Consider the following 12,592-nt stretch of genomic DNA (forward strand, 5'->3'; position numbering starts at 1 on the left):
GGAATAATTCAAAGTCCCCCTTATTAAGGGGGATTTAGGGGGATCTATACTTAGATACTAAATATTAAAAATATTCTCAAAACCCAAATGAATCAAGAAACTTTTTGTAAAATCTATCAACAAGCTTTAACACCCAGACAAAACCAAGTATTGTCTCTCTTCTTAGCAGGTAGCAAAGATGAAGAAATTCTTAAGGAAATTCGGGCAACGCATATAACTACAGTAATCCATCACATCAGAAATATCTGCCAAAAATTTGAAATTATTCCCGAAGCTTATTCTGATTATCGGGAAAGTTTACTAGAATTATTTCTCAAATATAAGCGCACCTTAGTCAGCCCCAAAATTTTAGAAAAATACGGATATATTACTAAAAGTATCCCTTTCCCAGACCGTCCAGAGCCGATAAATTCTCCTTATTATATTGCGCGAGATTGTATAGAATCAAAATGTTATGCCAAACTAGAAGAGCCAGGTGCTTTATTGCGAGTCAAAGCACCTAAACAAATGGGTAAAACTTCCTTAATCAAAAGAATTATTGCTGATGCCCATCAAAAGAACTATCAAACAGTTTACTTAAATATTGGTTTAATTGACACTAATAAATTTACTAACTCTTATAGTTTCTTACGCAGCTTTTATACATATTTTCAACAAAAAGTTCCCAACGCACCAGCAATGCAAGAATGGGATAACGATGATTTGCTGATGCTGAATTGTACCCGCCAGTTTCAAAAATTATTACAACAACTAGACGGCGTGTTAGTCTTAGTGCTTGATCAAGTGGATAGATTATTTGAATATCCAGAAATCTATCACAACTTTTTTCCCATGTTGCGAAATTGGTATGAAAAAAGCAAAGAATCTGAAACTTGGGAGAAACTACGCCTAGTAATTGCTTATTCTACAGAAGATTATGGCAAATTAGGAATTAATCAATCTCCTTTTAATGTCGGAGAATTTATTAAGCTAGAGGAATTTAATTTAGAGCAAATGTACTCTTTAGCTGACCGTCATGGCGTTAGCAGGGAAGATATGATGCCACTTAAAGAAATGGTGGCAGGACATCCTTATTTAGTACGTTTAGCATTATATCATTTATCTCAACAAAATATTACTATTCAACAGTTAATTAAGGATGCACCTACAAATGCAGGAATTTATCAGCAACATTTACTAAGACATTTAGAAATACTGGAAAATCAACAAGAATTAGGGAAAGTTTTTCAACAAATTCTTGCTCAAGAGCTTGTCACTTTAGAAAAGAAAACAATTCAACTGTATCAGTTGGAGAGTATGGGATTAATTAAATTAGAGGGAAATTCAGCCAGAGTTAGCCGGAAATTATATCAGTTATATTTTAGCGATCGCTTAAATTAAGACACATTCTACTTAACTTTGGCATTAGTCAGATTTGAAATAATTAACCACAGATGTAATATTTTCTCCACCCCCTCCCTCCTCTCTCCTCCCTTCTCTCTCATAACAAGACGCATTTATTGTTACGCTGGAGTCATGCTGCTAACTGTTGAAAGACTCCTAAGTTATCTACGTTGTCCACGTAGAACCTTTTTAGATATATATGGCGATCGCACTCTGAAAGCCCCTCCTAGCGACTTTTTGTTGAAACTACAACAAGAACGACTGGTGCATGAAAATTTTGTTCTGACAGAGCAAATTAGCCAAGGCGCTACCCCACATATAAAGCCAGATTACCAGAAAGGTGATTGGCAAACTGGCGTTAAGGCTACCGTAGCTTTAATGCAGCAGGGTGTTGAACGTATTTATCAAGGTGTACTGAGTACAACCATAGAACCTAGCACTCTAGGTTTAAATGAATCGCCGTTAGAAGAATTAACATTATTAAGTTCTCCAGATTTGTTAATTAAACAGCCTGGAAAATCCTACTTCGGTGATTGGGTTTATATTCCTATAGATATTCATTTAGGCAAACGTCCCAAGCAAGAATATCAAATTATTGCAGCATATCATACCCAAAATTTAGCAGCAGTTCAAGGTGCTTGGTCAGAAGAAGCTTGGTTAATCTTACGGGAAAGAGGAAGTTATCAAGTAGATTTGTGGCGCTGGCTTCCAGAATTGCAAATTCATCTGAAAGAATGTTTTCAAATGCTGCTGGAAAAGCAGGAACCGGAAGTATTTATTTCTCGACAACAGTGTAGTATCTGCCCTTGGCAAATAGGTTGCCATGAGCTTGCAACCTCTCAACAGCACTTATCTTTATTACCTGGCGTTACTCCCAAGCGATACGAGCATTTAAAAACGCTCAGGCTAACTAGCTTAGAGTCTCTAGCTGATGCAAATCCAGTTTATTTAGAGCCTGAGATGGACGCTGAGTTAGCGCAACAGATAGTCAGACAAGCGCAAGCTGTTTTAACAAATCAGGTGCTGTTAGTTCCCTCTTTATCCAATTCAACCAAGGTAAATATACCAACAGCAGACATTGAAATATATTTTGATATTGAAGCCGAACCAAGTTTAAATCTTGACTATCTCTTGGGAATTTTAGTTGTTGATAAAATTGCTCAAACAGAAAAATTTTATCCTGTATTAGCAGAAAAACCTGAAGATCAGCAATTAATCTGGCAGCAATTTTTAGATTTAATTGAAGCTTATCCAAACGCACCAATTTTTCATTATTCACCTTATGAAACAGACACAATCAAGCGTTTAGCGAAGCTTTACAAGACACCATATCAACAAATTGAACCAGTACTATCGCGCTGTGTCGATCTGCATCAAGAGCTTATAGATACCGTAACCTTACCATTGCATGGATATTCTCTTAAATTAATTGCTAACTGGTTGGGGTTTAACTGGCGAGATCCCTTAGCAAGTGGTTCCCAATCTATCTGTTGGTATGATGAATGGTTACAAAAAGGCGATCGCACACTGCTGGACTTAATTCTGCGTTACAACGAAGACGACTGCCGCGCCACCCGCCACGTTAAAGATTGGCTAGTCGAGTTTCTACAAGATACTTCTCAAGATGTAGTTGACAAACCAGAATAATGCTGGCATACTAGAAATTGTCGCGAAAAACAAATTCGCGTTTGGGACTGTAGTTCAATTGGTTAGAGCACCGCCCTGTCACGGCGGAAGTTGCGGGTTCGAGCCCCGTCAGTCCCGTAGAATAAATAATCAAAAATCAAGGATGAGTTAAGGCGAGATTTCTCATTTTTGATTCATCTTTCATTAGACCCCTGGCATAAGTCGATAAAATTTTGGTTAACATCTGCGTCATCTGCGTCCATCTGCTCACATCTGCGATAAAAAAAACTATTGATGTTAGCCAGAAGTATATTTGGCGCTAACGTTAACAATTGTAAGTAAAATCAAAATCTAAAATAGAATGACTGTTAGAGTTCGTATTGCTCCTAGTCCTACGGGAAATTTACATATTGGTACAGCAAGAACTGCTGTATTTAACTGGCTGTATGCGCGTCATAATGGCGGCAAATTTATTCTCAGAATTGAAGACACAGATGAAGAGCGATCGCGCCCAGAATATACTCAAAATATCCTTGATGGTCTTACTTGGCTGGGATTAAATTGGGATGAAGGACCAATTTTTCAGTCAGATCGGCTCGATTTATATCGCCAAGCCGTCCAAACTCTTTTAGATAAAGGATTAGCTTATCGCTGCTATACCAGTGAAACCGAATTAGACGAAATGCGGACAGCGCAAAAAGCTAGAAAAGAAGCACCGCGCTACGATAACCGCCACCGCAACTTAACTCCAGAACAAGAAGACGCATTTAAAGCTGAAGGTCGTCGTCCAGTAATTCGTTTTAAGATTGATGACAACCGCGAAATAGTTTGGAATGATTTAGTTCGAGGTAAAGTTACCTGGCGTGGTAGTGACTTGGGTGGTGATATGGTAGTTGCCCGTGCCTCTGATGAAAGCCACATTGGACAACCTTTGTACAATTTAGCTGTGGTAGTCGATGACATTGATATGAATATCAGCCATGTCATCCGAGGAGAAGACCATATTGCTAATACAGCAAAGCAAATTCTACTGTACGAAGCTTTCGACGCTGCTGTGCCGGAATTTTCCCACACACCTTTAATTTTGAATCAAGAAGGCAAAAAGCTATCGAAACGAGACGGCGTTACCTCGATTTCTGACTTTCAGCAGATGGGTTATACTGCCGAAGCTTTAGCTAATTATATGACCCTATTAGGTTGGTCAGCGCCAGATTCAACCAAGGAAATTTTTACCTTAGAAGAAGCAGCGAAAGAGTTTGGTTTTGAGCGTGTAAATAATGCAGGCGCTAAATTTGATTGGGAAAAGTTAAATTGGCTTAATGGTCAATATATCCATAAAATGCCAGTGGATCAGTTAACAGATCAGTTGATTCCATATTGGCAGGCGGCTGGATATGAATTTGACCCAGAGGGCGATCGCACTTGGCTAGAACAGATTTCTGCCTTAATTGGTGCTAGTTTGAATCGTTTAGAAGAAGCTGTAGAAATGAGCCTCGTCTTCTTTACTCAAACCGTAGAGTATAACGAAGAAGCTGCTGCCCAGTTACAGCAACCTGGCGCTGCTGATGTAGTCAATGCGATCGCACAAGCATTAGAAACTAATAACTCCTTGAGTGCAGATGATGCCCAAACCATCATTAAACAGGTCACAAAAGAGAAAAACCTCAAAAAAGGAGTGGTAATGCGATCGCTCCGTGCAGCCCTTACTGGGGAGGTACATGGCCCTGATTTAATTCAATCTTGGCTACTATTACAGGCGCGGGGATTAGATAAATTACGCCTGGAAAAAGCCTTAGCAAGATAATATTAACTTCGCCAAGCCCACTCCCCGTTACTAGGGAGTGGGCTTGGTGTTTTTGGTGTTTTGCTACTTTTGAGGAACTCGCTTTTATATCACATCGTCACTACTACCGATAGAGCAGTTACATTTTTGATAACAAAAAAAATACGTTTGTAGCAGTAGTAATGTACAACCCAGTGACGAAATTAAAGTCAAACATCCGGTCAGTGTCTCGCTGGGCAGTTATCATCGGGACTCCCATACTTGCTGGCATTTTATTTAACGCCCCTACATCAGCCCAGCAAGTGAAATCTACCTCAATGTTTGAAAACCCTACCATTAGCCCTAATTTTTCCCCAGATCCACTAACTATTAGGGGTATTGGTGGTGGAACAGTACCGTCCCAAAAAGTTGCAGGTCGTGCAGAAACAGCAACAGGTTCATGCGTTGGTTTTGTAGATGCAAAACCAGACCATAAAATAGTATTAACTAATTTCTTTAAAAATCTGACTATTCAGGTAGAAAGTCCAGAGGATACAACCTTACTAATTAAAGGTCCTGGTGGTAGTTGGTGTAATGATGACTACAATGGCAAGAATCCAGGTATTAGTGGTCAATGGCTAGAAGGTAATTACAATGTCTGGGTTGGGTCTTATCAAAAAAATAAGTCAACCCCTTACATTATCAGGCTGACTGAGAAGTGAGTAGAGGGGCGATCGCAAACCCAACTTAATTGCAAATTTTCAATAGGTTTTATAAACCGCGTGTCCTTGGGAAACCATCAAATCATTAATATTAATCCACTGATCATTTGGATTTTCCAGCCAAATCTCAGCTAAGTATCTACCATACTTTTCTTGGGAGTCCTTGATAGTTTCAATGAAAACCTGTTTTCCATCAATTTGCTTTCTGAGAAATTCGCCCGCCGCCAAACCCGCTTCTCGCTGTTCTCCTCGGATTTCAGGCGTATTAATTCGGGATAGACGGAGTTTTTCACCATGTATCCACACCTTCATACCTAAGTCAATATCGACAGTACAGGTATCGCCATCGTAAACGGCTTTTACAATGGCACGATATTTATATAAATCAACCTTCATCAATCACCTTGCTCAACTCAGCAATCTTATTAGCTAGTTAGTCACCAGTCATCACCGTTAGGGTAGTATTTTTTATAGATTGGCAATCTGTCGTTTACAGGCTGGAGTTTAGAGATCTTCCCTTTAACTCCAGCCTGATCCAGTCTATCAAGAATAAAGCCAGAGGACTCCCACTACACCCGTAGGGTTAGTGGCGAGATGAATGGCGACCAAACTATATAAATTGAGCGAAGCGAATCCTTATTCCGGTGTCGCTTGTTGCTCGACATATTTTTTTAATTGTTCAATTGTAGCACCTCCACAACTAGCTACAAAATAAGAACCAGTCCAGAAATAGGGTTTGTTATAGAAATATTTTGAGGCTAACCAGGGATATTCTTTACGGATTAATCTGCTGCTAACTGTTTTTAAGTTCCCGATTAATGTGGATAATGGTATATCTGGCTTATAGTCAATCAACAAATGAACATGATCTGACTCTCCATTAAATTCTAGTAGTTCTGATTCCCACTTATTTAAGGTTTGTTTTAAGATTTCTAGAGAGCCGTCTTAAGATTTCGGCATTAATTGCACGTCTACGATATTTTACCACGAGAACAACGTGAGCGTTAAGTTTGTAAACAGACCTAAAACCGTGACGATATGAGGTTGACATCTTTAAGCGTCAAATGTTAATATATAGATAAGTTTAGCTCAAAAGAACTGATGTTAGACGTACTCAAGGTGAGAATTTATCCAAATAAGGGGCAACAACAAGCATTAGCCAAAAGCTTTGGTTGTTCTAGATTTGTATTTAATTATTACCTGAACAAAACTAACACTCAGTATGAAGAAACGGGTAAGGGTATGAGCTATTACGACATGGCTAAAGACCTTACTCAACTCAAAAAGCTATCTGATTATGAATGGTTAACAGAAGTAACTGCTGCTACATTACAACAAACACTTAAAAACTTAGAATCAGCTTTTAAGAACTTTTTTAGTAAAAGAGCAAGATTCCCTAAGTTTAAAAGTAAACATAGAAAGCAATCAATTCGTTATCCTGAAAGCTGTTCAATTAAAAATGGTGGTTTAAAACTTCCAAAACTTGGCATTGTTAAAGCAAACATTTCAAAAAGTATTAACGGTAAAATTAAGTCTGTAACTGTTTCTCAAACCAGTACAGATAAATATTTTGCTGCAATTTTATTTGAAACTGATGATTTAACAACTAACAAGAAAGGGAAAATCACAAGCATTGACTTAGGTTTAAGTAATTTAGTTACTACTTTTGATGGAAAAGATTTTGATAAAGTTGATCCGATTAAACCTACCAGGAAATATGCTAAACGTTTAAGACGTAGACAACAAGCATTATCCAGAAAGAAAAAAGGGTCTTTAAATCGTCAGAAACAGGTTAAGAGAGTTGCTAGAGTTCACGAAAAAATAGCGAACACAAGACAAGATTTTCTCCATAAGCTCTCAAGAAAATTAGTAGACGAAAACCAAGTCATTATAGCTGAGAACCTTTGTATTAAAGGATTAGCACGTACCAAACTAGCGAAATCAATATTAGATGCTGGTTGGGGAATGTTGCTTAATTTTATCAGCCATAAACTAGATAGAGAGGGAGCAATATTTGTTCAAGTTGACAGATTCTTTCCTAGTAGCAAGCTTTGTAATAGTTGTAAAGTTAAGAACAATTCATTAAATCTCAGTATTCGTGAATGGGTTTGTCCTGAATGTAAAACTCACCACGATAGAGATGAAAATGCAACACAAAATCTTAGGGAAGAGGGCATAAGAATTTTGTTAACAAATACCGTAGGACATACGGAAATTCAAGCTTGTGGAGAAACTGTAAGACTTAATGGTGCTTGCATCAAAGAGCAAGTTTCAGTGAAGCAAGAATCTCCCGTCACAGCGCAAGCTTGACGGGGGAGTGTCAAAAGAAGCGTTTGTGATACTAGGAGTAATAATGATGTTTGCAGGAAAAAGACCTAATAACCTGGGCGTTAATGATGGTAAATTAGCACCTTGCCCTAATACCCCAAATTGCGTTTGTAGCCAAGATACAGATGCCGGACACAAAATTGAGCCATTAACGTATAACTCTACTGTGGCAGAAGCGATCGCCAATCTCAAGCAAGTGATCCAATCAATGCCCAAAACTCAAATCATCACAGAAAACACCAATTATTTATACGCAGAATTTACCAGCGCCCTTATGGGTTTTGTTGACGACGTGGAATTTTATTTAGATGATACCGCAAAAGTCATTCATGTGCGTTCCGCTTCTCGTCTAGGCAAATCTGATTTAGGAGTCAACCGTAATAGAATTGAAGCCATTAGAACGAAACTGAAAGAAATTAAAAGTTAACTACCAAAAACCTGTTAACTATAAACCTGCTGTAAGCTTTCATCCCCGTGAAAAGACAGGATGAAAGCTTTTTTCAGCTTAAATTTAGGTAGAGCAATAGTTGGAGATCGGCAACTTCTAAAGTATCCCCTTGCAAAAGAGGCGATCGCCGCCCTAAAGCCCGCACTCTTGCTAATAATTCAAAAATCTATGAGTTACTGCTGGGATATGCGATCGTGCTGAGTAAAGCATTCTCCGCCTGACGTGAATCAAGTCGAGTATGCTGCACAATTATGGGTACATCTGAGTTAAAGACGCTGGCGTAGTCTGTATCGAGGGGAATTGGCTCAGGATCGGTAATGTCATTAAAGCGCAGATGTTTAGTGCGTCGCGCTGGCACAGTGACTTGATAGGGGCCAATAGGTTCGCGATCGCTAAAGTAAATAGTTATTTCTACATGAGCATCTTGGTCTGAGGTATTCAGTATACAGGCAGTTTCATGACTAAGAAATTGAGGTTCAGGGCCAGTACTATACGCAGGAATATAGCCTTCAGGGATAGCCCAGCAAGTATGTCCTATTGCTTTACTCATTATTTCGCTGTCTCCTTTTAGAAAGTTCAATTAAAAAATCTAGCGTCTGACTCGAAACCAACGATAGCCATAAGCCGCAAGTTGGATATCTTGTGAAATCTTTAAAACCTCTTCATCGGGTTGGTCTTCAAATAAGTCAACCAAATAGCTGCCCTTGTCATCTGTGAGCGTTAATGATATATGACTTGGCTCAGAAGATAGATTGTGAATAGCGATCGCCACTTCACCATTCCACTCACAACGGTGGGCAAACACGCTTTCATGCCCTGTTTCCAAAATTTGCCATTTCCCCCAACCAAATGCTGGGCATTCCTTCCGCATACGGATTGCCCGCTCCATCCAGTTAAGCAGCGATTCTGGATCGCGGCGTTGTACACTAACATTTAAGTGCTTGTAACCGTATTCCCCTTCATCAATAACTGGCAGCACTAACTTATCGGAGGGAGCAGTTGAGAAACCACCATTGGGTTCGCTCGACCACTGCATGGGAGTACGAGCCGGATGACGCTCTGGTAAAGATAAATCATCACCCATACCCAGTTCCTCACCGTAATTAATTACAGGAGTACCTGGTAAAGTTAGCAGTAAACTATAAGTAAGCTTGAGTCGTCGTGGATCGCCGTTAATCATAGGAGCGAAGCGGCGGCGGATACCGCGATCAAAAATCCACATTTTTTCTTGATCTGGTGCTAGCGCGGCGGCGATTTCCTCTTGTTGAGCCTCAGAAAGTTTATCTAGTGTTAACTCATCATGGTTACGGATAAAATTTGCCCACTGACCAACTTCGGGAATTTCGGGTAATCTTGCTAATGCCTCAATCAGTGGTGCAGCTTTTTCCTGAACAAGAGCCAGAATTAGATGCTGATTTGCCCAAAAATTGAACAGCATCTGCATCCTATTACCATTCCCAAAATATCGGCTTTGTTCTTCAGGAAGTTCATTCACTTCTGCTAACAAAATGGCATTACCCTGCCGCCAGGAAAGAAATTTACGAAACTCTTCAATATAGACAATCGGATCGTCTACCATTTCACAGATATTGTCAGCTTGCTGCAATTCAATCAAAAATGGTGCAGCATCAATCCGAAACCCAGATACGCCTAAAGCTAACCAGAAACCCATAATTTTTTGAATTTCTGCCCTAACTTCAGGATTAGTAATATTTAAGTCTGCTTGATGATCGTAAAACCTATGAGCATAATACGCTTCTGCTTCTGGGTGATATGTCCAAGTAGTTTTTTGGAAGCCAGGAAAGACAATTCCTTCCTTGATATCCTTGGGTTTCTGTTTCGACCACAGATAGTAGTTCCAGTATTTTGAGTTTTTGTTTTTGCAGGCTGCTTGAAACCAGGGATGTTGCGAGGATGTGTGGTTAACTACTAAGTCAACCAATATTCGCATACCACGCTCACGCGCTTGAACGGTAAATTCTACAAAATCGCCTAGCGTTCCCAAGCGAGAATCGACGTTGTAATAATCCATCACGTCGTAGCCGTTATCCTTATTAGGAGAAGGATAGAATGGCATTAGCCAAATGCAGGTAACTCCCAAGCCCGCAAGATAGTCTAATTTTTGGGTTAGTCCTATAAAATCACCAATACCATCACCATTTGCATCCATGTATGTTTCGACATCGATGCAGTAGATCACAGCATTTTTGTACCATAAATCCAACATGAGAATATGCTTAAAAGATATGTAGGGAGAAACTCGCTTTAACTTGTTTCTCATCCTACCTATCTTAAGCATGAAAAGTAAATGTTACCTGGCACATGGTGTAGGGTGTGGGGTGTAGGGTGTGGGGGGGGAGAGAAAGCTTTTGGCTGCGGCTGAAGTTTACCCTTGCGTACAAGCCGCACGCGCCCAGGACGTTCTGTCACCAGCATATCTCGATTGGGTAAAAAGGCAATTCCCCAAGGTACTTCTAGCCCAGTGGCTACTTCTTCAACACGCAGTTTAACTTGTCCCGGCGTACCAAAGCCGTCTCTAACTAAAGTACAAGCTGTTTCCTGTGCGACTGCTTGGGTGGAAGTGTCAGGTTGTTGTGCAGAGGCGTTATCCTGGGTGGAAGTTGATTCTGCTTGTGGTGTTGTATTACAAGCAACCAAGCTTATTATGCTAACAAGTAGCCCTTATGAATCTTGAACTTAATCCGAAAGTTTCTGGTTTTTCTCTGTTATTACTATGGCTGGCTTACGCTTTACTCGGCTGGTCGTTAGCTGCTCACCACATTGTTTGGGTTGTCGGTTTATTTATAGCATTCATAGCTTTTTATTTAGTGATACAAGCAAATCCTTTATTAGTTTCTTTAATTAAAATTTGTTCGCAAAATTGGTTTTTATTGTTGAGTAGTGCTTTATTATTTAGTATTTTAGTGGCAGCGATAGCTACTTCTCCCCTAGTAATAACCCTGGTTATTATCCCTTTAATATCAACAATTTTAGTTGAGATAGAAATGCGTTCCAGTGGTTTAAATAAATTCAATAAATTTTTGATTTTTACAATTTTAGCGGGATTAGGTTTAGCTGTTGGGGAAGCAATAGATCTTATTTTATTACCTAGCATGAGATATTAAATTATAATAATCAAGGTGATTTAATTCTTACCAAAGAGTTGCCATACCAGAAACAAACAGCAAATGTTAGTGCAGCTAAGTATGTAGGTGAAATTAAACGTTACTTGCGCTCTTGTGGGACTAGGGACTGGTGACGTAGGAATTTCATTATAATTTTATTTATGCCCATCTACTTACCCCCAAAATTATATATAGGAACGTGCGACTAAATCTATCAATTTTGTTTATCTGCGGTTAAATACTCTTGAAAGGACTTTTCGGATAAACTCTAAGTAGGCACGGCTAAATAAAAGAAAAGTAAGCGTGAGAAGATAGTTATATGAAAGGTCTAAAAGGAAAAAATGTTTTAGTAACTGGTGCAAGTTCCGGTATCGGTCAAGCGATCGCAATTCGCTTTGCCCAAGAAGGTGCTAATGTAGCGATTAATTACCGCAGCAGTCCAGCCGAAGCTGAGGAAACCGAAGAATTAGCAATTAAAGAGGCGTGCGGAAATATTGAAAATTGTGGTGTTAAAAGTCTGCTAGTACAAGCTGATGTTTCTCAAGAAGCTGATGTAGTTAGGATGGTATCTGAGGTAATAGATCAGTTTGGCAGTTTGGATATTCTCATTAACAATGCTGGGATACAAATTGCTGGGGCAGCACACGAAATTAAAATTGAGGATTTTGACCGAGTATTAGCGGTTAATCTGCGAGGTGCTTATATTTGCGCCCGCGAAGCAATCAAAAGTTTTATTTCTCAGGGTAGTGGCGGCATCATTATTAATATTTCCAGCGTTCACGAAATAATTCCTAAGCCTGATTATGTAGGCTATTCTGTCAGTAAAGGCGGGATGGAAAATTTGACGCGATCGCTAGCCTTAGAATATGCCCGTGAAAATATTCGTGTCAATGCGATCGGACCTGGGGCAACAATTACACCAATTAATCAAACTTGGATTGATGAGCCAGAAAAAAAAGCTCAAGTAGAAAGTAAAATTCCTTTGGGTCGGGCGGGAACTTCCGAAGAAATGGCGGCGGCGGTAGCATTTTTAGCATCTGACGAAGCAGCTTATATTACAGGTCAAACTCTATTTGTTGATGGTGGTTTAACCCTTTATCCCGCTTTTCGAGAGAATTGGTCTTCATAATTTCTTTCAACCATTCCACCTTTTGAGTAGTAATGGCTGAAAGGTATATTTAGTAAGGAATAACGGAGA

General features: G+C 39.4%; 11 protein-coding genes, 1 tRNA gene and 3 pseudogenes. 9 read left to right on the forward strand and 6 right to left on the reverse strand.

Going from position 1 to position 12,592, the window contains the following annotated elements:
* The first annotated feature begins 87 nt into the window (after positions 1-87).
* The 5 genes from CRI9333_RS19675 to CRI9333_RS19695 all read left to right on the forward strand — a co-directional run bounded on the left by CRI9333_RS19675 (position 88) and on the right by CRI9333_RS19695 (position 5,493).
* Positions 88-1,380, forward strand: a complete 1,293-nt coding sequence (locus CRI9333_RS19675; protein ID WP_015204922.1) for an AAA-like domain-containing protein — start codon at positions 88-90, stop codon at positions 1,378-1,380.
* Between the two features lie 135 nt (positions 1,381-1,515).
* Positions 1,516-3,030, forward strand: coding sequence for a TM0106 family RecB-like putative nuclease (locus CRI9333_RS19680; RefSeq protein WP_015204923.1), 1,515 nt, complete (start codon positions 1,516-1,518; stop codon positions 3,028-3,030).
* 43 nt (positions 3,031-3,073) lie between these two features.
* Positions 3,074-3,147: transfer RNA gene (locus CRI9333_RS19685), tRNA-Asp, on the forward strand.
* Positions 3,148-3,370: 223 nt separating this feature from the next.
* On the forward strand, positions 3,371-4,813 hold the full coding sequence (gene gltX, locus CRI9333_RS19690) for a glutamate--tRNA ligase (RefSeq protein ID WP_015204924.1): 1,443 nt from the start codon (positions 3,371-3,373) through the stop codon (positions 4,811-4,813).
* A 161-nt stretch (positions 4,814-4,974) separates the two neighbouring features.
* Complete coding sequence (locus CRI9333_RS19695; protein WP_015204925.1) at positions 4,975-5,493, forward strand: hypothetical protein; 519 nt, start codon at positions 4,975-4,977, stop codon at positions 5,491-5,493.
* 39 nt (positions 5,494-5,532) lie between these two features.
* On the opposite strand, the gene CRI9333_RS19700 is transcribed toward CRI9333_RS19695, so the two are convergent.
* Both CRI9333_RS19700 and tnpA read right to left on the reverse strand, forming a co-directional pair.
* Positions 5,533-5,889 (reverse strand): thermonuclease family protein, encoded by a 357-nt coding sequence (locus CRI9333_RS19700; protein ID WP_015204926.1) that lies wholly within the window; start codon positions 5,887-5,889, stop codon positions 5,533-5,535.
* Positions 5,890-6,129: 240 nt separating this feature from the next.
* Positions 6,130-6,544, reverse strand: a pseudogene (tnpA, locus tag CRI9333_RS19705) (IS200/IS605 family transposase).
* A 50-nt stretch (positions 6,545-6,594) separates the two neighbouring features.
* On the opposite strand from tnpA, the gene CRI9333_RS19710 reads away from it, so the two are divergent.
* Both CRI9333_RS19710 and CRI9333_RS19715 read left to right on the forward strand, forming a co-directional pair.
* Positions 6,595-7,803 (forward strand): RNA-guided endonuclease InsQ/TnpB family protein, encoded by a 1,209-nt coding sequence (locus tag CRI9333_RS19710; protein ID WP_015201328.1) that lies wholly within the window; start codon positions 6,595-6,597, stop codon positions 7,801-7,803.
* Positions 7,804-7,846: 43 nt separating this feature from the next.
* Positions 7,847-8,248, forward strand: a complete 402-nt coding sequence (locus CRI9333_RS19715) for a DUF1499 domain-containing protein (protein ID WP_015204927.1) — start codon at positions 7,847-7,849, stop codon at positions 8,246-8,248.
* Between the two features lie 91 nt (positions 8,249-8,339).
* On the opposite strand, the pseudogene CRI9333_RS27905 reads toward CRI9333_RS19715, so the two are convergent.
* The 4 genes and pseudogenes from CRI9333_RS27905 to CRI9333_RS25885 form a co-directional block, all read right to left on the reverse strand.
* Positions 8,340-8,435, reverse strand: a pseudogene (locus tag CRI9333_RS27905) (DNA-binding response regulator); the annotation flags it as partial.
* Positions 8,436-8,819, reverse strand: coding sequence for a sensory rhodopsin transducer (locus CRI9333_RS19720; RefSeq protein WP_015204928.1), 384 nt, complete (start codon positions 8,817-8,819; stop codon positions 8,436-8,438).
* A 39-nt stretch (positions 8,820-8,858) separates the two neighbouring features.
* Complete coding sequence (locus CRI9333_RS19725; RefSeq protein WP_015204929.1) at positions 8,859-10,496, reverse strand: alpha-amylase family protein; 1,638 nt, start codon at positions 10,494-10,496, stop codon at positions 8,859-8,861.
* A gap of 137 nt (positions 10,497-10,633) precedes the next feature.
* Positions 10,634-10,936: pseudogene (locus CRI9333_RS25885) on the reverse strand (PQQ-dependent sugar dehydrogenase); the annotation flags it as partial.
* Positions 10,937-10,953: 17 nt separating this feature from the next.
* On the opposite strand from CRI9333_RS25885, the gene CRI9333_RS19735 reads away from it, so the two are divergent.
* Positions 10,954-11,394 (forward strand): hypothetical protein, encoded by a 441-nt coding sequence (locus CRI9333_RS19735; RefSeq protein ID WP_015204931.1) that lies wholly within the window; start codon positions 10,954-10,956, stop codon positions 11,392-11,394.
* Positions 11,395-11,713: 319 nt separating this feature from the next.
* Positions 11,714-12,523 (forward strand): glucose 1-dehydrogenase, encoded by an 810-nt coding sequence (locus tag CRI9333_RS19740; protein ID WP_015204932.1) that lies wholly within the window; start codon positions 11,714-11,716, stop codon positions 12,521-12,523.
* The last annotated feature ends 69 nt before the right edge of the window (positions 12,524-12,592 follow it).

Origin of the sequence: Crinalium epipsammum PCC 9333, assembly GCF_000317495.1 — a bacterium.
GTDB lineage: Bacteria > Cyanobacteriota > Cyanobacteriia > Cyanobacteriales > PCC-9333 > Crinalium > Crinalium epipsammum.

Bases quoted from the DNA above. Each gene is read 5' to 3' on its own strand.
- CRI9333_RS19715 (WP_015204927.1), top strand. From the start codon at position 7,847: ATGATGTTTGCAGGAAAAAGACCTAATAACCTGGGCGTTAATGATGGT.
- CRI9333_RS19735 (WP_015204931.1), top strand. From the start codon at position 10,954: ATGAATCTTGAACTTAATCCGAAAGTTTCTGGTTTTTCTCTGTTATTA.
- CRI9333_RS19700 (WP_015204926.1), bottom strand. From the start codon at position 5,889: ATGAAGGTTGATTTATATAAATATCGTGCCATTGTAAAAGCCGTTTAC.
- CRI9333_RS19725 (WP_015204929.1), bottom strand. From the start codon at position 10,496: ATGTTGGATTTATGGTACAAAAATGCTGTGATCTACTGCATCGATGTC.
- CRI9333_RS19740 (WP_015204932.1), top strand. From the start codon at position 11,714: ATGAAAGGTCTAAAAGGAAAAAATGTTTTAGTAACTGGTGCAAGTTCC.
- gltX (WP_015204924.1), top strand. From the start codon at position 3,371: ATGACTGTTAGAGTTCGTATTGCTCCTAGTCCTACGGGAAATTTACAT.
- CRI9333_RS19695 (WP_015204925.1), top strand. From the start codon at position 4,975: ATGTACAACCCAGTGACGAAATTAAAGTCAAACATCCGGTCAGTGTCT.
- CRI9333_RS19680 (WP_015204923.1), top strand. From the start codon at position 1,516: ATGCTGCTAACTGTTGAAAGACTCCTAAGTTATCTACGTTGTCCACGT.
- CRI9333_RS19720 (WP_015204928.1), bottom strand. From the start codon at position 8,819: ATGAGTAAAGCAATAGGACATACTTGCTGGGCTATCCCTGAAGGCTAT.
- CRI9333_RS19675 (WP_015204922.1), top strand. From the start codon at position 88: ATGAATCAAGAAACTTTTTGTAAAATCTATCAACAAGCTTTAACACCC.
- CRI9333_RS19710 (WP_015201328.1), top strand. From the start codon at position 6,595: ATGTTAGACGTACTCAAGGTGAGAATTTATCCAAATAAGGGGCAACAA.